The organism is Faecalibacterium sp. Marseille-Q0746 (assembly GCF_017377595.1).
Classification (GTDB): Bacteria; Bacillota; Clostridia; order Oscillospirales; family Ruminococcaceae; genus Faecalibacterium; species Faecalibacterium duncaniae.
Window position 1 is genome coordinate 52,227 of sequence record NZ_JAFREI010000017.1, and the last position, 20,535, is coordinate 72,761.

Annotated in this window: 21 protein-coding genes, 1 tRNA gene and 1 riboswitch; of the genes, 11 read left to right on the forward strand and 11 right to left on the reverse strand. The window is 61.0% G+C overall.

What is annotated here, in order from left to right:
- Positions 1 to 334 precede the first annotated feature (334 nt).
- From J3351_RS10345 to J3351_RS10355, 3 genes are all read left to right on the forward strand, one after another.
- Positions 335 to 1,255, forward strand: a complete 921-nt coding sequence (locus tag J3351_RS10345) for an AAA family ATPase (protein ID WP_207684097.1) — start codon at positions 335 to 337, stop codon at positions 1,253 to 1,255.
- Complete coding sequence (locus tag J3351_RS10350) at positions 1,255 to 3,009, forward strand: hypothetical protein (protein ID WP_207697693.1); 1,755 nt, start codon at positions 1,255 to 1,257, stop codon at positions 3,007 to 3,009. Before J3351_RS10345 ends, J3351_RS10350 begins: the two co-directional genes overlap by 1 nt.
- Positions 3,010 to 3,217: 208 nt before the next feature.
- Positions 3,218 to 3,955 (forward strand): hypothetical protein, encoded by a 738-nt coding sequence (locus tag J3351_RS10355; protein WP_207697694.1) that lies wholly within the window; start codon positions 3,218 to 3,220, stop codon positions 3,953 to 3,955.
- A 50-nt stretch (positions 3,956 to 4,005) separates the two neighbouring features.
- Here J3351_RS10355 and J3351_RS10360 read toward each other — a convergent pair whose 3' ends face one another.
- From J3351_RS10360 to J3351_RS10370, 3 genes are read right to left on the reverse strand one after another with little or no spacing between them, the layout of a single operon-like run.
- A complete protein-coding gene (locus J3351_RS10360; RefSeq protein WP_117504874.1) occupies positions 4,006 to 4,851 on the reverse strand; it encodes a bifunctional 5,10-methylenetetrahydrofolate dehydrogenase/5,10-methenyltetrahydrofolate cyclohydrolase in 846 nt (281 codons plus the stop codon).
- A gap of 12 nt (positions 4,852 to 4,863) precedes the next feature.
- Positions 4,864 to 5,478: a cyclodeaminase/cyclohydrolase family protein gene (locus tag J3351_RS10365; RefSeq protein ID WP_156064421.1), complete on the reverse strand. Its 615-nt coding sequence runs from the start codon at positions 5,476 to 5,478 to the stop codon at positions 4,864 to 4,866.
- A complete protein-coding gene (locus tag J3351_RS10370) occupies positions 5,462 to 6,049 on the reverse strand; it encodes a 5-formyltetrahydrofolate cyclo-ligase (RefSeq protein ID WP_207697695.1) in 588 nt (195 codons plus the stop codon). Before J3351_RS10370 ends, J3351_RS10365 begins: the two co-directional genes overlap by 17 nt.
- Positions 6,050 to 6,182: 133 nt before the next feature.
- Here J3351_RS10370 and J3351_RS10375 point away from each other — a divergent pair, with 133 nt between their 5' ends.
- A complete protein-coding gene (locus tag J3351_RS10375) occupies positions 6,183 to 6,779 on the forward strand; it encodes a histidine phosphatase family protein (protein WP_035393775.1) in 597 nt (198 codons plus the stop codon).
- The gene (locus J3351_RS10380) at positions 6,776 to 7,291 is read left to right on the forward strand and encodes a cob(I)yrinic acid a,c-diamide adenosyltransferase (RefSeq protein WP_156060857.1); all 516 of its coding nucleotides are present in this window, start codon (positions 6,776 to 6,778) and stop codon (positions 7,289 to 7,291) included. The genes J3351_RS10375 and J3351_RS10380 overlap by 4 nt, the downstream gene beginning before the upstream one ends.
- Positions 7,292 to 7,342: 51 nt before the next feature.
- On the opposite strand, the gene J3351_RS10385 is transcribed toward J3351_RS10380, so the two are convergent.
- Together J3351_RS10385 and J3351_RS10390 are read right to left on the reverse strand one after the other, a co-directional pair.
- Positions 7,343 to 8,671, reverse strand: coding sequence for an MATE family efflux transporter (locus J3351_RS10385; protein ID WP_207697696.1), 1,329 nt, complete (start codon positions 8,669 to 8,671; stop codon positions 7,343 to 7,345).
- A gap of 226 nt (positions 8,672 to 8,897) precedes the next feature.
- Complete coding sequence (locus J3351_RS10390) at positions 8,898 to 9,842, reverse strand: phospho-N-acetylmuramoyl-pentapeptide-transferase (RefSeq protein WP_005931988.1); 945 nt, start codon at positions 9,840 to 9,842, stop codon at positions 8,898 to 8,900.
- 227 nt (positions 9,843 to 10,069) lie between these two features.
- Here J3351_RS10390 and J3351_RS10395 point away from each other — a divergent pair, with 227 nt between their 5' ends.
- Positions 10,070 to 11,476, forward strand: coding sequence for an MATE family efflux transporter (locus tag J3351_RS10395; protein WP_207697697.1), 1,407 nt, complete (start codon positions 10,070 to 10,072; stop codon positions 11,474 to 11,476).
- A 63-nt stretch (positions 11,477 to 11,539) separates the two neighbouring features.
- On the opposite strand, the gene J3351_RS10400 is transcribed toward J3351_RS10395, so the two are convergent.
- Positions 11,540 to 12,139, reverse strand: coding sequence for an ECF transporter S component (locus tag J3351_RS10400; protein WP_097770557.1), 600 nt, complete (start codon positions 12,137 to 12,139; stop codon positions 11,540 to 11,542).
- Between the two features lie 141 nt (positions 12,140 to 12,280).
- Positions 12,281 to 12,400, reverse strand: a riboswitch (FMN riboswitch).
- 126 nt (positions 12,401 to 12,526) lie between these two features.
- Here J3351_RS10400 and J3351_RS10405 point away from each other — a divergent pair.
- Positions 12,527 to 13,609 carry a mechanosensitive ion channel family protein gene (locus J3351_RS10405; RefSeq protein ID WP_207697698.1) on the forward strand — a complete coding sequence of 361 codons (1,083 nt, stop codon included), beginning with the start codon at positions 12,527 to 12,529 and terminating at the stop codon, positions 13,607 to 13,609.
- Positions 13,610 to 13,669: 60 nt separating this feature from the next.
- Here the strand turns inward: J3351_RS10405 and J3351_RS10410 are convergent, their stop codons facing one another.
- Both J3351_RS10410 and J3351_RS10415 read right to left on the reverse strand, forming a co-directional pair.
- Positions 13,670 to 15,313, reverse strand: coding sequence for an ABC transporter ATP-binding protein (locus tag J3351_RS10410; protein ID WP_207697699.1), 1,644 nt, complete (start codon positions 15,311 to 15,313; stop codon positions 13,670 to 13,672).
- Positions 15,310 to 17,049 (reverse strand): ABC transporter ATP-binding protein, encoded by a 1,740-nt coding sequence (locus J3351_RS10415; RefSeq protein ID WP_207697700.1) that lies wholly within the window; start codon positions 17,047 to 17,049, stop codon positions 15,310 to 15,312. Before J3351_RS10415 ends, J3351_RS10410 begins: the two co-directional genes overlap by 4 nt.
- Between J3351_RS10415 and J3351_RS10420 the strand changes: the two genes are divergently transcribed.
- Positions 17,048 to 17,323, forward strand: coding sequence for a DUF454 family protein (locus J3351_RS10420; protein ID WP_207697701.1), 276 nt, complete (start codon positions 17,048 to 17,050; stop codon positions 17,321 to 17,323). The genes J3351_RS10415 and J3351_RS10420 overlap by 2 nt on opposite strands.
- Positions 17,324 to 17,385: 62 nt before the next feature.
- On the opposite strand, the gene J3351_RS10425 is transcribed toward J3351_RS10420, so the two are convergent.
- The gene (locus J3351_RS10425; RefSeq protein WP_197036505.1) at positions 17,386 to 18,156 is read right to left on the reverse strand and encodes a TraX family protein; all 771 of its coding nucleotides are present in this window, start codon (positions 18,154 to 18,156) and stop codon (positions 17,386 to 17,388) included.
- Positions 18,157 to 18,479: 323 nt separating this feature from the next.
- Here J3351_RS10425 and J3351_RS10430 point away from each other — a divergent pair, with 323 nt between their 5' ends.
- Complete coding sequence (locus tag J3351_RS10430) at positions 18,480 to 18,626, forward strand: hypothetical protein (RefSeq protein WP_207684111.1); 147 nt, start codon at positions 18,480 to 18,482, stop codon at positions 18,624 to 18,626.
- A gap of 56 nt (positions 18,627 to 18,682) precedes the next feature.
- Here the strand turns inward: J3351_RS10430 and J3351_RS10435 are convergent, their stop codons facing one another.
- The gene (locus J3351_RS10435) at positions 18,683 to 19,321 is read right to left on the reverse strand and encodes a hypothetical protein (RefSeq protein WP_207697702.1); all 639 of its coding nucleotides are present in this window, start codon (positions 19,319 to 19,321) and stop codon (positions 18,683 to 18,685) included.
- Between the two features lie 156 nt (positions 19,322 to 19,477).
- Positions 19,478 to 19,553: transfer RNA gene (locus tag J3351_RS10440), tRNA-Gly, on the reverse strand.
- A 142-nt stretch (positions 19,554 to 19,695) separates the two neighbouring features.
- Here J3351_RS10440 and J3351_RS10445 point away from each other — a divergent pair.
- Positions 19,696 to 20,070, forward strand: a complete 375-nt coding sequence (locus J3351_RS10445; RefSeq protein ID WP_097770564.1) for a hypothetical protein — start codon at positions 19,696 to 19,698, stop codon at positions 20,068 to 20,070.
- A gap of 8 nt (positions 20,071 to 20,078) precedes the next feature.
- Positions 20,079 to 20,417: a hypothetical protein gene (locus tag J3351_RS10450; RefSeq protein ID WP_242699386.1), complete on the forward strand. Its 339-nt coding sequence runs from the start codon at positions 20,079 to 20,081 to the stop codon at positions 20,415 to 20,417.
- Positions 20,418 to 20,535 lie beyond the last annotated feature (118 nt).

Sequence of the window (20,535 nt, forward strand, 5' to 3'; positions counted from 1 at the left end):
ATTGTTCCCATATATAGGTTATACGATAAATATTCGGATTTGTCAATCGAATTTCCGGAATTTTTACCATTCTGAGCCAAAAGTGGATACACACAACGCGGAACACCTGCCATTTCGACAGCTTTCCACAAAATATCCGCTACCGCACGATCCCCGGGCACGAAAAACTCCTTCGTCCGCACGGCAGCACACAGATCCGTTCCACCCTGCGGCATTTCCCGGGCAAAAATCCGGCAAAAAATGCCCCCGCGCCCCCTACACAAACCGGAGCGGTTGTGCTATGATAAGGCTGAAAAATCGGTTTGGCAAAGCCAACCGCAAGGAGATGTCTTGGATGTCTGATCTGATGGAAACATTACGGCAGGAGGGCATCAGCCCCGACCTGCTGCACGCTGTGGAAGAATACCGCGCCGCCCACGCTCTGCCCGAGGCCCTGCGCCCCCGTATCCCCGTTTCCGGCTTTACCTATTATGGCCGTGAGGTCTGGGAGCAGGCACTGGCGGCCCTGCTCTGCGGCGAGAACCTGCTGCTGGCCGGCGGCAAGGCCACCGGCAAAAATGTGCTGGCCGAGAATCTGGCCGCCGCTTTTGGCCGCCCCGCATGGGACATCTCGTTCCATGTGAACATGGATGCAGCCTCCCTCATCGGCATGGACACCTTTGTGGATGGGGCGGTCACCTTCCGGCCCGGGCCGGTCTACCGCTGTGCCCAGTGCGGCGGCTTCGGCGTGCTGGACGAGATCAACATGGCCAAAAACGAGGCCCTGGCCGTCCTCCACGCCGTGCTGGACTTCCGCCGCGCCATTGATGTGCCCGGCTACGAGCGCATCCCGCTGGCCGAAGAGACCCGCTTCATCGCCACCATGAACTATGGCTATGCGGGCACCCGTGAGCTGAACGAGGCCCTGACTTCCCGCTTTGCAGTCATCCAGATGCCCACCATCACGGAGGAAAACCTTGAAAAGCTGCTGCGGGCCCAGTTTGCCGACCTGACGGACAAATATGTGCACCAGTTTGCTCTGCTCTTCCTCGACCTGCAAAAGAAATGTGACAGCGCCGAAATTTCCACCAAAGCGCTGGATCTGCGCGGAATGCTGGACGCTCTGCGCCTGATGCGCCGGGGCGTGGCTGCGGGGCCTGCGCTGGACATGGGCATCACCAACAAGGCCTTTGATTCCTACGAGCAGGGGCTGATCCGGGACGTGATCGCCGCCCGCATCCCGGCCAGCCTGACGGCTGAAAAGCTGTTCCGCTGATGGATGCCCGGAGTTATACCGCCGAGGAGCGGCGGGCCGCCAATCAGGTGTGGGCGGCGGCGGGAGCCTACGGCTTTGAGCCGCTTTTCCTGGCCCGCAACACCGACGGCACGATCGATTTTTATATGAACTGTGTCGTGGGGCTGGTGCACAAATACTATGGCGACGACCTGCTCCGCGATCTTTTTGCCACATGGGACGGCGATCTCCGGGAGAGCCAGCTGGATGATCTGACATGGCTCTACCTCGAAAGCGCGGTCTATCTGCTGGAGCTGCCCCGCCGCCCGGTCCTTTCCGAGCTGCGCCGGGCCCACGCGGACTATTTCTTCGGCATCCAGTACAAGCTTTCGCGGCAGGAGTGGATGGCAAAAAATCAGCTGGTCTACACCATGCAGGCTGACCGCTGGCGCACCGTACAGGGCAGGCATCCGCCTGTGATGACCCCCTACGAGAGCCGACTGGCAGAGGCACTTTCTCCCTCCCAACCGCCCCAGCCCGGCCAGCTCAAGGGTGAGCTGCTGGGCCTGTTTGCAAGGTTTGCCCTGTTTGACGGCAGGATCCGGCACAAAGTGGGGCTTCATCTGCATCTGGAGGGACTGCTGGCCTCTCTTGCCACCAAAACGCTGCCCACCCAGATGATCAAGACCGACCGGCTGACCGTGGAGCACTCCGGTTCCGTGGAAGCGGGCGGCTCCGGCCCCACGGCAGACAAGCGGCTGGCCCACATCACCCTGCGGCAGAATGCCGCCGAGGACCGCGCCTACATTGAAAGCTGCTTTGGCCGTTCCCTCTACCCGCCTGAGCGTCTGCGCAAGGCCGAGCAGGCGCTCTGCACCGGGGCGCACCTCGGGTGCCGCCTCTGGTTTGCCTCCGGCGTGCCCAGCCCGGAACAGGCCCCCACACCGGAGGCAAAGCACCTGGCCGAGCAGGCTCAGCTGCAGGCCGACCGCAACCGCGCCTACTACGCCAAAAACCGGGCACTTCACCGCAGTGTGGTGCTCCGGCTCACCGAGCAGATCCGCAACTGCATTCTGGTCCACCAGCAGCCCAATGCCCGGATCGCCCGCAGCGGCGCTCTGGACCCGGAGCGGGTCTGGCGCGCTCCCCTTCTGAACGACAGCCGGGTGTTCCGCTGTGCCGAGGAGGAGAATCAGCCCTCCTTCACCGTGGACCTGCTGCTGGACGCGTCGGCTTCCCGGCTCCACTGTCAGGAGGTCATTGCGGCGCAGGGCACGATCCTGGCCCAGAGCCTTGCCGCCTGCGGCATCCCGGTGCGGGTCAGCAGCTTCTGCAGCCTGCGGGGCTATACGGTTCTGCGGGTGCTCAAGGGCTTTGCGGACAAAAGCCTGCAGGGGATCGACCAGTATTTTGCATCGGGCTGGAACCGCGACGGCCTTGCCCTGCGGGCGGCAGGCGATCTGGTCAGCTTTGACCCCGGCCCCGCACCCCGGCATCTGCTCATCCTGCTGACAGATGCTTCCCCCAACGACAGCCGCCGCGTACCGCCCAGCCCGGAACAACCGCTGGGTTGTGATTACGGCGGCTCCTACGGTGTGGACGATGCCGCCGCTGAGGTTCGCACCCTGCGGCGCAGGGGTCTGCGCGTTTCTGCCGTGTTCATGGGCGAGGACAGCTCCAGCCACGATGCAGAACGCATCTACGGCAAAAATCTCGCCCGCATCCGGGGCATGGATCAGCTGGCACGCGCCGCTGGGCGGCTCATCCAGAATGAGATCCGGGAGCTGGGCGATTGAATCCTGCCACCACAAAAGGCTTCTCCCGTCGGAGAAGCCTTTTCTATTTACAACCAATCCGTTTGTGCGCATCCCCGGATTTCCAAAATATTTTGGTTTTTGTCAAACTTATAGTTGTATTTTGTTGTCATCTATGCTATAATGCAGGCAGAGAACAACCGATGGATGGTTTCCGACACATCATCCAAAACCAGAGAGGAGACCCGCTATGGATGCCAGCCGCTATTTTGAAGAGATGCACCGTGCCATGTCCGCACAGAAAAACAATTCTTCCCTGCTCCTGATCGTCAAGGTACAGGACCTGGGCGGCGCTGATGCCTATCTGGAGCTGCGGCAGTCTCCCAACGGCCGCGCCCGGGTGTTTTACTCCACCATGGGCCGCCGCAACCTGAACTTCCAGCTGTTCCGCAAGGGCTGGCAGCTCTGCCACAACGCATCCGGCGAAATGACAGGGCAATTCCCCACCCGGGCCGAAAACCTGTTGGACAGTGCGGACTTTTCCGCCTGCATCCGGGATGACACCCTGGACGCGGGCCGTACTGAGATCATTCTGCGGGAGCTGCGCCGCGCGGCAGGCACCTCCCGCTCCTGCCTGCCTCAATCTGCCCGGGAAGGTGCCATGATCACCGTGGAGAGCTTTGTGGGCCGGGGCGGCGAGTGGAACTACTGGTCCACCCGTGCCGCCGACTGCCTGCCCATTGCGGCCATTCTCTGCTGGCTGGGCGATTTTCTGGCCGGAACGGAGCGCCGCACCCTGCAATCCAGCCCTGAAGCCATGGCACTGGCCGCCCGCTGGCAGGCCGAACTCGCCTCCCCCTTTGCGCAGCCGGCTGACTGCGTCCAGCGTCCTGCCCGCACGGTTTCGCCTTCCGCGCCCCGCCGTGCCGCGCAGCAGGTGCAGAACCCCCGCTGGCAGAGCATCCTTGCCGTGCTTGCAACCGTATAAGAACAACAGGCGGTGCCGAAAATTTCTGGCACCGCCTGTTGTTTTCTGTTTTACTGTGCGGATGCGGCATCCACCACATGGCCCACCAGCACAGAGGTGGTCACTGTGCCCACACCGCCGGGCACCGGGGTAACAGCCTCCACGATGGGTTCTGCCTCATCAAAGCGGACATCGCCGCAGAGCTTGCCCTCTTCGTTGACGTGGATGCCCACATCCACCACGACCTGACCTTCCCGCAGGCAATCGGCCCCGATGGCTCCCCGCCTGCCCATGGCAACCACCAGCACATCGGCCTCCCGGCAGAGGGCGGGCAGGTCCCGGGTGCGGGAATTGCAGAGGGTCACGGTGGCGTTCTCCCGATCCAGCATCATGGCGGCGGGCTTGCCCACCACCAGGCTGCGGCCCACGACCACGGCCCGTTTGCCGGACAGCGGCACGTTGTAGTATTTCAGGATCTCAAGGCAGGCCTGCGCCGTGCAGGGCGGATAGCCGATGGGCATATTGGTGAACACACCGGCCATCGAGCCGTCCGTGATGCCGTCCACGTCCTTTTCCGGGGCAAGCGCCTCCTGGACCCTGCGGTCATCGAACCGCTTTGGCAGGGGCCGGAAGATCAGGCACCCGTGAACCGATGCATCCCCATTGATCTGCCGGATCACATCCAGCAGTTCCTCCTGCGTAACATCTTCCGCCAGATGGAACTGCCGCACCTCCACGCCAACCTTACCGCACCGGGTGACGATCCCCTTTTCATAAGAAATGTCATCCTCCCGCGCGCCGACCCGCACCACAGCCAGTGTGGGCACGATGCCCTTTTCCTTCAGCGCAGCACAGCGCGCGGCGTTTGCTTCGTTCATGGCGGCCACCACGGGCGCACCCTTCAAGATCTGAGCCATTTTCTTCTCCCCTCACTCATTTGATACAGTCTGATAGACCCTGTCAGCCTGCGGCACAAACTCGGCCAGCAGCTGTTCCGCTCTGGCCTCCAGCGCATCCGCATGGGCTTTATCTGCCATCAGGCGGGTGTTGACCTTCACGTTCAGCCCCGCCGCCTGCATGGCTGCCTTGCAGAACAGCGCCGCGCATCCGGCATCGGAACGGGCCAGCACACTGCCCTTTTCGGCGTACTCTGCGGCCAGTGCGATGCCCTCACCGCAGGCAGTCATCACCTCCAGCGGCACGGCGCAGGCTCTGTCCAGTGCCTTTTCCAGCACCGCGGCCTTGTGGGCCTGCTGTTCCGGGGTCTCCTTCGGCAGCTTGTAGGCCGCCGCAACAGGCAGAAAGGCCTCCGCGTCGGCCTGCACCAGCGCTTCCAGCCGCTTGCGCAGGGCCTCGGCCCGGACATTCAGGGCAATGATGTCCGCTTCTACGGCAGCATATTTCTTTTTACCCACGGTCAGGCTGCCCACCATGCTGCCCAGCGCCACACCGGCCGCGCCCACCAGCGCCGAAGCGCCGCCGCCGCCCGGAGCCGCCGCCTTGCTGGCCAGCTCCTCCAGAAAACCTTCACAGCTCAAATTCATCAGTTCCACGATATACTTTCCTCTCTGTTACAAATCCATCCAGCTGCCGGTCCTGTTCATCTGCAGCCGCTTCCGGCACCCGCTGGGCCTCAAAGGCCACGCCCAGCGCCACGGCGTTCCGGCACCTGGGCAGATAGCGGTCATAGTAGCCCTTGCCCATGCCCACCCGGCGGCAGACCGCATCAAAGGCAGTGCAGGGCACCAGCACCAGATCAAGCGCCTCCGGCCGGACGAGCGCCGCCCGTTCCAGAACCGGTGTGCGGATGCCGTAAGCCCCCACCTCCCAGCCGTCCAGCCCCGGTACGGCAGCGGTCAGGGTAAAGTTTTCCCCACAGACCGGATAGGCTACCGTTTTGCCCAGCCGGGCCGCCTGCTCTGCCAGCCCAGCAAGATCCACCTCCCCGCCAAAAGCGGCGTAGAGCAGCAGATTCTCTGCCTTTTGGAAGCAGGGCATGGCCAGAAGGCGGGCACAGATGGCTGCATTGGCCGCCGCTCTTTCTGCCTGCGGCAGACCCCTGCGGGCCATGATGCCCGCCCGGCGCTGCGCTGCTTTCCGGTCCCGGATCTCCATTGACACTTCTCTCCCCTGAAATTTCATACCCACTCAATATATCTGAAATGTGGAAGAATTGCAAGTGCATGGCTGGAAAATAACCGCAAAATAGGCTATAATGGTGCAGAACAAACCAAAAAGGAGAACGATTATGCTCATTTATCTGCTGCGTCACGGCCAGACGGAGTACAACGCGCAAAAACGATATCAGGGCCAGCGGGACATCCCCCTTTCCGCCGCGGGCATCGCCCAGCTGCGGCAGGCAGATTTTGCACCGGAGGTGGTCTATGTCACCCCGCTGCAGCGCACCGCCCAGACGGCGCGGGTGTTCTTTCCCGGGGCAAAGCTCATTCCGGTGGACGGGCTGAAGGAGATGAACTTCGGCCGGTTCGAGGGCCAGACCTTCGTGCAAGTGGAGCAGGACCCGGAATATCTGGCATGGGTGCAGGAAAACGAGCACGCCGCCCACCCGGACGGGGAGCGCAGGAGCGATTTCTGCAACAGGGTGTGCAAAACGCTGGCTGACCTCATTGACAAGGCCCTTGCCGAAGGGCAGGAGCGGCTGGTCATCGTGGCCCATGGCGGCACCCAGATGGCTGCACTGGAGCGGTTTGGCGTGCCCCGCCGCAGCTTTCACGACTGGTGCGGCCCCAACGCGGGCGGCTATGTGCTGGATGCCCGGGACTGGCCGGAGCAGCACATCCTGCACCTGGTGGAGACCGTGCAGTACACAAAGGAGAACGGATGATGGAACAGGGCCTGCTGCATCTTTACTGGGGCGACGGCAAGGGGAAGACCACCGCCGCCATGGGCCTTGCCCTCCGCGCACTGGGCAGCGGCAAACGGGTTGTCATCGTGCAGTTCCTCAAGGGCGGGCAGAGCGGCGAGATCCCTCTGCTGGCCCAGCTGGGGGCAAAAATTTTCCGGGGCAAGGGCGGGCAGAAGTTCGTGTTCCAGATGAACGAAGCGGAAAAGGCCGCTGCCCGGGCCGTGCAGAACGAAAACCTGACCGCCGCACTGGACGAGCCTGCCGACCTGCTTATTTTAGATGAGGCCGGTTCGGCCTGGGAGCTGGACATGGTGGACAAAGACCTGCTCCGGCGGGCCGTTCTGGAGCGTCCCGCCGCGCAGGAATGCGTGCTGACCGCCCACAAGGCCCCGCAGTGGATGCTGGATGCCGCCGACTACTCCACCGAAATGAAATGCCGCCGCCACCCCTACCAGAAGGGCATCAAGGCGCGCAAAGGCATCGAATACTGAAAAACGCCCGGAAAGTCGCAGTTCTCAGCGGCCCTCCGGGCGTTTTTGTGTTTACTGTTTTGCAATGATATCGCGGCTGACCGCCAGCAGGCCAAGGGCCAGCGCAGCGCTCAGGATGTCGGCCACAGCCTGAGCCATCAGCACGCCCTGATACTGGAACAGATGTACGCAGACCACCAGTGCCAACAGAAACACCACGCCCTGACGGCTGATGGAGAGCAGGAAGGACGGTACGATTTTACCAGTTGCCTGGAACAGCACCGTGAGCAGGAGCACCACGCCGCCAAAGGCTGCGGTATAGACCTGCCAGCGGAGCATCTGCGCACCAGTGGCGATCATCCCGGCATCCTGCACGAAGAGCTGCATCAGCGCACCGGAATTCAGGCAGAGGATGAGGGACAGCACCACGGCGATGGAGACGAGGAAGGTCAGACAGAAGCGGATGAGCTTGCGCATCACGTCCCGCTTTTTTGCGCCGTACAGGTAACCGAACAGTGGGATGCCGCCGAACGAGAAGCCCACCAGCACCAGCTGGGCGATCATGCTCACCTTGCTGGCAATGCCCATGGCGGCAATTTTGTCGTTGCCGTAGGGCAAGAGGAACTGGTTCATCACAATGACAGTCAGGCTCTGCATCAGGTTGCTCAGCGCGGCAGTAACACCCACGCCCAAAATCTGCTGCAGCTCCCTGCCCGTGACGTGGCACTGGGACAGCTTGACAGATAGGCAGCGGCTCTTTTTGTGGAGCAGCCACAGGAAGTACAGGTCGCTGCACAGGTAGCCCACAATGGTGGCAATGGCCGCACCCCTTGCGCCCCAGCCCACTGTGGTGATGAGGATGGGATCGAGGATGATATTGATGACCGTGCCGCCGATGCTGCCGATCATGGACTGGGTTGCCATGCCCTCACAGCGGACGAGGTTGGAATGGATAAAGTTCAGCACCGTGGCCGGGGCACCAATGGCCAGCACGGTGTAATAGGCCTGTGCGTGCGGCATCGTCTCAGCAGTCGCACCCAGAATGCCCAGCAGCGGGACGCGGAACAGCATCATCAGGGCCGCCAGCACCACGCCCGTGGTCAGGGCCACATAGAAGCAGAACGAGCTGACCCGGCCGGTGCCCTCACGGTCGTCCTGTCCCAGCAGGCGGGAAATGAGTGAGCTGCCGCCCTGGCCGTAGATGTTGCCGAAGGCCATGAGGGCCGTGAACACCGGCGCACAGAGCGAAACACCCGCAATCAGCGCCGTATTGTTGGACTGCGCAATGAAAAAGGTATCGGCAAGGTTATACACCACGCTCACCATCAGGCCGAACACCGAGGGCAGCGCCATCTTGAAATAGGTGCGGTACAGATGATCGAGATCAAAAATAGAATCCATTGGTTTTTCCTCCACTTTCGTCCCTATTATAAAGGTTTTGCTTGCATTTGTTTGTGACACATGGCACAATGAAATAAAAGAAATGAAGTGAACTCATGCAGGAAATTTGTGACCCAGCCTGTCTGGAAACGCTGTACCGGAAGCTGGAACTTTCCTCCCGGACCAGAACAGCAAAACGCCCGCGCAGGAGCTTTCCTGTGCGGGCGCTGCATTTCTTTTTTGTGTTTTACCGCACCAACAGCAGCAGCCAGGCGGATGCCACAGCCTGCAGGATGAGCCAGCGGGCCACGACCTGCTCATCACTCCAGCCCAGACGCTTGCGCACATGGTCGTGCAGCGGGGTCAGGGTGTTCTTGAGGATGGAGATGTGCAAAAACCGCTTGAAGCTGATCTTCAGGATGCCCAGGCTGCCGTCCACGATGAACACCAGCGCGGCCAGCAGAAAGGCGAAGGGATGGCTGCTCTTGAGGGCCAGAACAGCCAGGAAGAAGCCCATGGCGCGGCTGCCCGCATCACCCATCAGCAGGGTGGAAGGCTTGGCGTTCTGCCACAGGTAGGCCAGCAGGGCACCAATGAACACGATGCCTGCGGTGGCGTAATCCCCCAGCTCCTCCCAGTAGGCCAGCAGGAAGGTTCCGATGCTGACCACGGCAAGGCTGGCGGAAAGGCCGTCCACGCCATCGGTGCAGTTGACCACATTGATGCTGGCCCAGATCAGGACGATGATCAGGATGAGGTAGACGGCATAGGGCAGGCTGAAGCTCCAGCTCAGGAAGTTGACCTCCGTGCCGTTGAAGTTCAGGTAGGTCACGCCCGCCACAACGGCGATGACCAGGTCGATCAGGCCCTTTTTGTACTCGTTCCAGGCAGTCTCGGCGGCATCGTCAAAATAGCCGGAGAGCATGGACGCAATGAGCAGGACGGTGTAGATGACATACTCTGCCTTAAAGGGCACCACGGCCAGCGTGACCAGTGCGATGCAGAGCACAAAGATGAGGCCGGAGCCCCGGGCCTTGCCCTTGGAGAGTTCGCCGTTCACGGCAAACGCGCGGCCATGGTCGTGGGGGAGCTTATCGTGGAACACCGAGTCCATCAGCGCGGTCAGCGCAAATGCAAGCAGAAAGCCCAGCGCATCCACGGTGCGCGGGTTGCCAGAAAGCAGTTGAAGCATAGTTTTTTTCCTCTTTCCCGGAGCGGCAGAGGCCGTTCCTGTTCTTTCACTGCTGGATACAAATGAAGTGTATCACGCCCGGGCCAAAAAATCAATCTCCGGGGCAAGGTCTACCCCGGGGGTAGATGGGTTGACATTTTTCGCCCCCCTGTCTATAATGGGAAGACAAACGCCCTTTCGAGGGTATTTTTTTGTCTCACAGGAAAATCGGAGAAAGAGGAGAAGACATGAAACTTTCACTTGAACGGCTTTCGGCCCGGATGCGGCAGGGTGAGACCATCCCCCTGCGGGACACTGCCGGGGTGGTGCTGATGTTGAGTATCCCGTCCATCCTAGAGCAGATCGTAGTCACGGCCATGGAGTACATCGATGCGGCCATGGTGGGCCACATCGGAGCCGAGGCCACCGCCGCCATCGGCATCGTCAGCTCCAGCACCTGGCTGCTACACGGCATTCTGGTGGGCCTGTACAATGCCTTTTCGATCCAGATCGCCCAGTATCTGGGTGCTGACCGCCAGCAGGATGCCCGGGGCGTGCTGCGGCAGGCTATGCTGTTCAACCTGGCGGCGGGCCTTGCGGCGGCGGCGTTCGGCATTGGTATCAGCGGGCACCTGCCCGGATGGCTGGGCGCTGATGTCAGCCTGCAGGCCAACGCTTCCGCCTACTTTGCCATCTGGTCAGCGGCCCTGCCCTTCACCATGGCCATGGGCATGTACGCCTCCATCCTCCGGGCAGCAGGCAACGCCCTGACCGCCAGCCTCATCAGCGTGCTGGTCTGTGTGCTGGATGCCATCTTCAACTTCTTCCTCATCAACCCCACCCGGACGCTGTGGGGCATCACCGTCTGGGGTGCCGGGCTGGGTGTGCCCGGCGCAGCCCTGGGCACCGCCCTGGCCACCGTGGTGGGCGGCCTGTTGGCTTTGGCCATCCTGCTGCTGCGGAAAGGCCCCCTCTGCATCCGGAAGCCTGCCCCTTGGAAGATCACCCGCTCCTGCCTGCGGAACCTGCTGTGGGTCGGCGGTCCTCTGGCGGGAGAACGTGCCGCCATCTCTCTGGCGCAGGTGGTGTTGGTGCGCATCGTAGCCGGCCTGGGTACCGTGGCCATTGCCGCCAACAGCCTGGCTGTCAACGCCGAGGGCTTGTGCTACATGGCGGGCTACGGCATCCAGAGTGCAGCTGTCACCCTCATCGGCCAGGCCGTGGGTGCCAACCGGAAGGATATGGCCAAGCGGTTTGCCTGGCTGTGCACCGGCCTTGGCATGGGGGTCATGGCCCTTTCCGGCGTTGGCCTGTGGATCTTTGCCCCCGCCCTGATGAGCCTTTTCACCACCGATGCGGCGGTCATCGCTCTGGGTGCTCAGGTTTTGCGCATCGAAGCCTGGGCCGAGCCTATGTTCGGTGCCTCCATCGTGGCCAGCGGTGCCATGCAGGGTGCGGGCGACAGCACCTCCTGTTTTGTGCTGAACATATTCAGTATGTGGTGCATCCGGCTGACGCTGGCGTTCCTGCTGGCTCCCCGGCTGGGCCTGATGGGCGTTTGGGGTGCCATGTGCTGCGAACTGAGCATCCGGGGCCTGCTGTTCCTCATCCGCCTTGCCCGGGGCAAGTGGCTGGAAAAGGGAGCGCTGTCTTAAATCAAATCGATAAAAGCAAAAAAGAAAGGACGCTCTCGCGTCCTTTCTTTTTTGTTTTGTCACTCACTTCCGGCCATGCAGGATGGGAGAGAGCGGCTTATAGATCAACATGCAGATCAGGGCATCCAGCAGGCCCTTGACCAGAGTGAAGGGCATATTGAAGATGACCAGGCACTTGATAAGGCTGTTGGCAGAGGGCAGGATCGCCTGATACATGCCCAGGATGGCTTCCAGCGGCATGTGGTAGAACTTGACGTAGGCCGGGTAGGTGATGAAGTAGTTGGACGGCACACTGAACAGGGCCATGGCCACGGCACCGGCCACTGCGCCGATGATGGCGTTCTTGCGGCTCTTGTGGTGCTTGTAGAGGTAACCGGCCAGTGCGGAGAACACCGCACCCAGCATGAAGTTGCACAGCTCACCCACCAGTGCGGTAGAGGTGCCCTTGATGACCACATGGAGCAGGTTCTTCATAAAGCTGATGATCACGCCGTACACCGGGCCAAGGGCAAAGGCACCCAGCAGAGCGGGCAGGTCGGAGAAGTCCATCTTGACGAAGGACGGGATGAGCATCGGGAGCGGGAACTCGATGAACATCAGGATAAAGGCCACCGCGCTGAGCATGGCGGCAACGGTCAGGTTGCGGGTCGTGTTTTTCTTCATGGTAATATCCTCCCGGGGCGTTCTGGCCCCAAATCAAAGATTGGAAAGCCCCTTTCGCGTGGTTCGGAACCGGGAAGACAATCAAAAACGCGCCCTGCCGCAGCAAACACTGCAACAGGGCGCGTAGACAAATCGTATTGCCTGCCGTTTCTTGCATCCGGACTATACCGTTGGCCCCGGAGTTTCACCGGGTCAGCACCCTTGCGGGTGGTCGCGGGCTGTACCGCCAGTGGGGAATCTCACCCCGCCCTGAAACGAACTTTCTGGCCAAGAGTATAACGCGGCTGCTCCGCCTTGTCAACCCCTTTTTTATTTGCCCTGCACGGGCCGGATATGGTATACTGTGGGACAGGATGTTACATTTTTTGATACAAGGAGCTTTTTGCCATGATTTTTACCGTTCGTGACCTCGGGTTCGAGATCGGGCCTTTTTTGCTGGAGGGCTGGTGGGCGCTGGCTGCCCGGGCTGTCTGCGCCGCTGTCATCGTTTTTGCGGGGCTTCTGGTCGGCTGGCTGCTGCGCCGGAAGATTTTTCCCGCTCTGCAGGCCCGCAGCTGGCACTTTGCCGCCACGCCCATCCTCCTGCGCAGCTTACAGAGCCCTTTGGCGCGGATGGCCTTTTACAGCGGCCTGTATCTGGCCCTGACCAGCCTGCCGTGGGCCATTCCAGGCCTGACAAAGTTTCTGTTCACGGCCTATAAGATCGCAGCGACCCTCCTGTTCTGTCAGGGCCTGTACAACGCTTCTGAGGTAGCCGACCTGCTGCTGGCCTCCTGCAGCCCGGAGATCCGGAACAACAAGACCCTGCGCTCCCTGCTGGACACCACCTACAAGGTGCTGGTCATCATTCTGGGTGTTGCCACCTGCGCGCAGATCGTCGGCTTCCCCATCGGCAGCATCGTAGCCGGTGCCGGTCTTGTGGGCCTGACCATCTCGCTGGCCGCGCAGGAAAGCGCCAGCAACCTGTTCAGCGGCATCGTCATCCTGCTGGACAAGCCCTTTTCCATCGGCGACTGGATCACCGTGGGCAATGTGGAGGGCGAGGTCATCGACATCAACTTCCGCTCCACCCGCATCCGCTCCATGGACCACAGCGTGGTCATTATCACCAACAGCCAGATCTGCGCCTCCACTGTCCAGAACGCAGCCCTGCGCACCATGCGGCCCTATAAGTTCACACTGGGTGTCACCTACGGCACTACCCGTGCCCAGCTGGAAAAGCTGATGGCTGACCTGCAGGCCATGCTGGACAACAGCCCTTACACCAACAAGGGCACCAACATCGTCCGGCTGACCAGCTTTGGCGATTCCAGCATCAACATCCTCATCTCGGCCTACCTGACCACCAACGTCTATGCCACCTTCCTGCAGCAGCAGAATGATCTGAACCTGAACATCATGGACGTGATGCAGGCAGACGGCGTGGACTTCGCCTTCCCCTCCACCAGCGTCTACATCGAAAAGAATTGAGCATACCACAACGCCCCCTGTGTGCCTGCTGCGGCGCACAGGGGGCGTTTTTATCATACGTCATTCCCGGGTCCTGATCTCAATCGTTCTGCCGCCAAGATTTTCATAGACGCGGTGGGAGACAGAGAGCACCGTGCGGCCTGCAGACGCGCGGCGCAGAGCCTCCAGCACACGGGCCTCCGTTTCGGCATCCAGATTGGCGGTGATCTCATCCAGCAGCAGCACGGCGGGGTCTGCGGCGGCGGCACGGGCAATGGACAGCAGCTGCCACTCGCCCTGCGAGAAGATGCCCTCGGTACAGACAGTGTCATAGCCCTCCGGCAGAGCCCGGATGGCAGCATCGATCCCGGCCAGTGCGGCGGCAGCCCTTGCCATTTCCCCGGTGATCTGCGGGTCTCCCAGCGTGATCTGTTCCAGCACGGTGCCCGGCACGCGGGAGAAATGCTGTTCCACACAGCCGATGCAGGTGCGGCGCTCCCGGTCGGTGATGTCCCCCACCTTCACGCCGCCGATGGTCACCGTACCGGCCTCCGGCTGATACAGGCCCAGCAGGAGCTTGAACACGGTGCTCTTGCCCGCACCGGTGCGGCCCACCAGCGTGACCTGCTCCCCCTGTTTCACGGTCATGGAAAAATCCTTCAGAACGTGCCGCTCCCCATAGCCGAAGGTGACGTGCACAAATTCCACATCGCCCCGGGCAGCCTCCCTGCGCGCGGGCGGGATCGTGCGCTCCGGCTGGTCGAGAAAGGCATCGATGCGTCTGACACCCGCCATGGCCGACTGGATGGTCTGGATTTCCATGCCCAGGCTCTCGATTGGGGCAAAGATGCGGGAGATGTAGTTGATGACGGCCACCGAGGTGCCCACCGACATGCCGAACAGGGTCAGGAGCTGCGCGTTCCCCGAAGCGGAGAGCAGCATCACGATGCCGACCACAGCGGCATTCAGCAGCAGTACCACCGGCGAATAGACGGCATCATAAAAATTGGTGCGCTCCATGGCGGCATAGCTGTCACCAATACACCGGTCATACCGGCGTTCCATGTAGTCCTCCAGCCCCAGCGCCCGGATGGTGCGGATGTTGTGCAGGGTCTCGGGCACCTGCCCGGAGACTGCGGCGACCGCGCGGCGGTTGTCCAGCTGCGCGGCCAGCATCCGCTTCTGGACGTAACGGGTAAACACGGCAAACAGCGGCAGCACCAGCAGCAGGATCAGCGCAAGGCCGGTGTTTTTCACCGCAATGACCCCCATGATGGAGACGATGCGGCAGGCATCTGCTGCCATGCTGATGATGCCGGAAGTGAACAGGGCTTCCACCGTGTCCACATCGCCCGAAAAGCGGGCGGCCACCTCGCCGGGATTCTGCTCTGCCAGTGTACCGGCGGGCAGGCGGCTCAGCTTCCGGGACATCTCCGAGCGCAGGGCATGGGTCATCCTCTGGCCAAAGAGCACCAGCAGGCTTTCCTGCGCCGAGGTGAGCACGCCTTCCAGTGCAAGGCTGCCGAAGTAGAGCAGCACGACCAGAAAGGGCAGCGGGAGGCCAGCGGTCAGACGATCGATGACCCGGGCCAGCAGCAGGGGCGGCAGCAGGGATGCCGCCACCGAAGCCGCCACACACAGCACCGTGCCCACCGTGAGAAGGCGGTGCGAAGCCGCTGCCATCCGGACGGCAGCAAACACGCCGTGATAATTTTTCTTTTTCATGCGCCCTCTCCCCCTTTCAGGCCGGTCTGGCTTTCGTACAGCTGGCGGTAGACCGGAACCGCTGCCATCAGCTCCTCGTGGGTGCCAACGGTGGTCCTGCCGCCCTCCATAAAGATGATCTGCTGCATCTGCGGAAAATGGTACAGCCGGTGGGAGATCAGGAACACCACTTTATCCCTGGCATACGCCTGCAGCTCGGCAAAGATCGCGTCCTCGGTGCTGCGGTCCAGTGCCGAGAAGGGGTCATCCAGCACCAGCACCGGGCGGGGATGGGCCAGCGTCCGGGCCAACGCCAGACGCTGTGCCTGCCCGCCGGAAAGGCGGATGCCGCCGCTGCCGATGACCGTCTCCGTGCCCTTTTCCATGGCCAGCACTTCCTCCTTCAGGGCAGCGGCTGCAAGCCACGGCATGACATCCTGTTCGCTGCCGCAGAGGACATTATTCTGCACGGTGTCGGCGCTCAGTTCCGGGTCATGGCCAAGATACCCGACCGTGGCGGCGATCTGGCGCGGGGTCAGGGTGGAAAGCTCCCTGCCGCCAAAGCAGACCGAGCCTTGATAGGGCGCTTCGCAGAGGAATACGCGGCCGAGGGTGGATTTTCCGCAGGCGACCGGGCCGGTGATGCCGATGATATCGCCGGGGTGGGCCGTCAGGCTCAGGCCGGAAAAGACAGGCTCCTCCCCATAGGAGAAGGCGAGTTCTTTCAGCGTCACATCCTGTGCCGCCGGGATCTGCAGGGCATCCAGCTGCTCGGGCGTTTTCATCAGGGGTCTGATGCGCTTCCAGGAGACCTCTGCCTTTTGCACCGCGTTGAAGAGCTTGGCCACCTTGGAGGATTTGACCACCAGCTTGGTGAAACAGGAGAGGAAGGTGGTGAAGGCGGCGATATCCCAGCTGCTCCAGCCGGTGCCCAGCACATTCTTTGCGCCGAACCACAGGATGAAGAGGGTCCCTGCCTCGGATGCCGCCAGATAAAGCGGCGGCAGAGCGGACTGCCACACGTTGTTCCGCACGGCAGTCTTTTCGTAAAGGCTCAGGGCCTCCTCGTATTTTTCCATCCGGGCCTCCTCGCAGCCGTAGATGCGGTAGGTCACGGCATTCCGGGCACGGTCCAGCGTGGCACTGCTCAGAGCACCGGCGGCCTTTTTATAGGCCGCACCGGCACGCTGCACCGGCTTTTTCATCCCTGCCGCGCAGACATAGGACACGGGAGTAAAAAGCAGGCCCAGGATCGCCAGCCGCCAGTCGTACACCAGCAGCATGACCGCATAGCCCGCCAGCGCCACACCGGTGTCGAACACCTCCGTGGTGAACTTGCGCATTCCCTCCACGCAGTCGTCCACATCGGCGATGGCCTTGGTCATCAGCTCACCGGCCCCCTCTTTTTCCAGCGTTGCCCGGCTCTGCCGCACCAGATTGGCGTACAGGATGCCCTTCATCCGGCGGTTGATGTTGTTGGCGAAGCGGCGCACATAAAAGCGTTTGATGAAGCGCACCGCCTGCACCAGCAGTGTGACCGCAATGTAGGCCAGCACCAGCAGCGCCATTTGGGCTGCGGCCTCACTGCCGCCCAGGATATCCGCCAGGCACTGGGCCAACCGGCCCTCGAACCACGGCGCGGCCAGCAGACCGATGTTATAGACAAGGCCCGAAAGGGTCACAAGGAGCAGCGGGAACCACTCCACTCTGAAATAGGAGAGAACCCGGTCCGGGCGGAACGATTTATCTTTTTTCATGGGGTATTTTACCTCCTGCGGGTGTTCCATTCAGTATACCACGGTACAAAAGCATCTGGACAGCTTTGTTCAGAAAAAAGCCATGACAGCAGAAACAAAATGCAAGATCATTGCACTGGTCACCGCTGTCATGGCGATCGGTTTTCTTTGTATGAAAAATGCTCCCATCGGCAGGATCTGCATTGCAGTGGTGTGGGTCTGCCATCTTCTGTATTTCACCTTGCGGGTCAAGACCATCAAGCCCACAGAGCAGACTCAGGAAAGTGCAGAATAGATCCCCCCGGGATCCCATCAGATTGCGGACACCCATAGCCCGCAGGGAGAACAGTTACGTTCTTATCGGTTCACGAAATTCAGCGCCAGCACGAGCAGCAGCATGTGTACCGGGTAAAAGGCGTAGCAGGCATACTGGAACGGTTTGCTGTGGCAGCCCTGCCGCCCGCGATACAGCCAGATGGGCACCAGCGCCAGCAGTGCAAGCCCCTGCTGACACAGCTCAAACTCCATGCCGAACAGCCGGATGGGGTACATCAGCCCGCCCAGAAGCACCACGTTGATCCAGTACAGGGTCAGCACCTGTCCCAGCAGGCACCACCATTTCCGGCCACGGAAAATGTAAAAAGCGAACACGGTCAGCACACCGGCACCGTAGTAATCCGTCATGCCCAGCGTTCCCAGCAGCGCCCCCGCTGCTGCCACTGCGGCGCACACCGGCAGCGAGACCCAGAGCTTTTGCTTTTTGCGCACCGTTTCCATCAGATGCACCCCCAGAAGCCCCAGCAGCAGCGTCCAGATCACGTTCTGGTGCACCGGGTAGAACCATGTCCCGCCATACATCAGATCAAAGGGCACTTCCGAAAGCAGTGCAAACAACAGCAGCCTCAGGGCATAACGCTTCAGATTTCGGGTATGAAAGTAGCCTTCCACTGTCATAAATGCAAAGATAGGGAACGCCAGCCGCCCGGCACAGGTCAGCCAGTCCTGCGCCGGCAGAAGGGTCGCCCACAGGTGATCCATCAGCATCAGCGCCATGGCAATGATATGAAGCGCTGCTGCACTCAGGTCAATGCAATTTGCGGCAGTGGAACGAATCGGTTTGGTTGACATGATCATACCTCGTCTTTGTCTAAATTCAGTTGCTTTGTCTGGAATACGAACGACTCCCTCCAAGAATTGCAGCCCCGGCAGTTTTTTACCGCCGGGGCTGCAGCACTTCATCGCTTATCCCTCCGGTTTTGCACCGGCCATTTTGGATACGGCAAGCATCCAGGGCAGCTTCTGCCATTTGCTCTGCCTGCAAAATGGGGGATGCAGTGCATCCGCCCCGCAGGCGGAAAGATGCTCCCGCAGCAATCTGCGGGACAAATTCAGAAAGGGTGGCTTGCCTGCCTGCCCATGGAGACGTCAGCACGGTAGCAGGAATGTGAGGAATGGCAAAGGACGGTTTCGGCGAAGAAACGTCTGGCGGTGGCGGAAAAGCCGAACGCAAGATTTTTTCAATGATGCTGGCTCGTAAGGTGAACCGGACCGAAACTTCCTTGCGGAACTGTGCAGCGTTATCGTTCATCTGCACCTGAACCGGCAGCCGCGTTCCCGGCGCTTGCCGCACCCAAAATGGCCGGTTGGCGGCGTGTCACCCTTTGGCGTTTTCCAGATAGGTCTCAAACGCTTCGGCAAAGCTGGCGTTCACATCAAAGGGAACTGCATAGTCCACACGGGAGGTCACAAGGCACAGGTCGATCCGGTTGGAGGTCTCGTCCGCCTGCCGGTTCAGCTTACCCAAAGCAGCATGGATGACCTTGCGGTCATAGTTGATGGTGGTCACCCGCTTCACATCACAGCGGTAGGCGATCTGGTTGCCCTCTGCATTGAAACGGTAGCCGGTGCCGCCGCCGGAAAGCAGCTGCTCGGAGCTGCGCAGGTCGTTCATTCGCTTGAAGGTGCGCGCCACGCTCTGCCGCGCAGCGTTCAAACTGACCTCGCTGTCCATATCCATGTCCAGCGCATCCTTTGCCTTGCGGATGGCAGCGAACAGGCGGCCCTTCTCCTCCAGCAGATAGAGCATGAACCGGGCAATGTCGGTGATCTGCTGGGCATATTCGGTCTGGGGCAGGTCCAGGATCGTCTCGTCCTCAGCCTCTGCCATGGCCTTGTGGCGCAGATAGGTGTTGGCCACATTCGTCACATTGGAATCGCAGTCCAGAATACCCTGGGCCTCGTCCAAAAGGGCCTGCAGCTTGTTCTGATAGCGGAATGCTTCTTTCAGATTCATTGTGTCCACCTCGTTTTTTCTTGGTCGCTGTGCGTTCCCGTCTGTTTTCCTCTATTGAACCATATTTTCCGGCAAAGCACAAGCCGCCCGCCAAAAGTGCATCAAAATGCAAAACGCCCCAACATGTTCTTTACCACACGTTGGAGCGCTATTTTCTGGAGCAGGATACGGGACTCGAACCCGCCGCCTACTGCTTGGGAAGCAGTCGCTCTACCGGATGAGCTAACCCTGCAGGACTGCTCCATTAGTGTAGCAAAGTGCGGCGGTTTTGTCAACAGTTTTTTCTGTCGGAACGCGGCAGGCGGAAAAAACTTGCTTTTTGCGCCAGTTGCTTTATAATGAAAGATAGATTATTACAATGGAAGGAATTCTACATGATCTTTGTGCCCATGCTGCACTATCTGCAGAACAAAAACTCATTCAGCGGCAACGAGGACGGGATGCGCTACCTCATCACCCCGGGCAAGCGCTCCGTCCCCGACCCGGACGGCGGCGAGGAGGCTAAAAAAGAAGAGGCCATCCTCACGGTAGATCTCTGGCCCGAGCCGTGGACGCTGGACAAGACCGACCCGGCCCTGCGGCGGCGGGAGATTTTCCCGATGACCGAAGAGGGCCGCACCGCAGTCGCCCAATATCTGAACGATGCCTACAACGCCGAACCGGAACGCTGGAGCGCCCACCCGTCCATCTTGGACTGCGAGCCCTGGACACCGCCCGCACCGGAACCGGATGCCGAGACACAACACTGAGGTGCACCATGATCTATCGACTGAAAGAATTCAAGGGTGACACCATCCCGGTGCCGCAGCTGGTCTTTTCCAAGCTGGGCATTGCGGAGGAATATAACGTCCGGGTGGCTCTGTATGTGCTGGCCACCGGCATCACTGACCCGGAGAAGCTCTGCGCTGACTTAAAGCTCCGCAGCAAGATGACCGCCGAGAGTGCCCTGTCCTTCTGGGCCGGTGCGGGTCTGCTGGAACGGTACGAGGAGAACGCCGCCCCGGGCGAGGAGCCCACAGCCCCTGCCCCCATGACCTGGAGCGAGATCGCAGCGGCCAGCCGCACCGACCCCATGATCTCCTCCCTCATCGACTGAAAGAATTCAAGGGTGACACCATCCCGGTGCCGCAGCTGGTCTTTTCCAAGCTGGGCATTGCGGAGGAATATAACGTCCGGGTGGCTCTGTATGTGCTGGCCACCGGCATCACTGACCC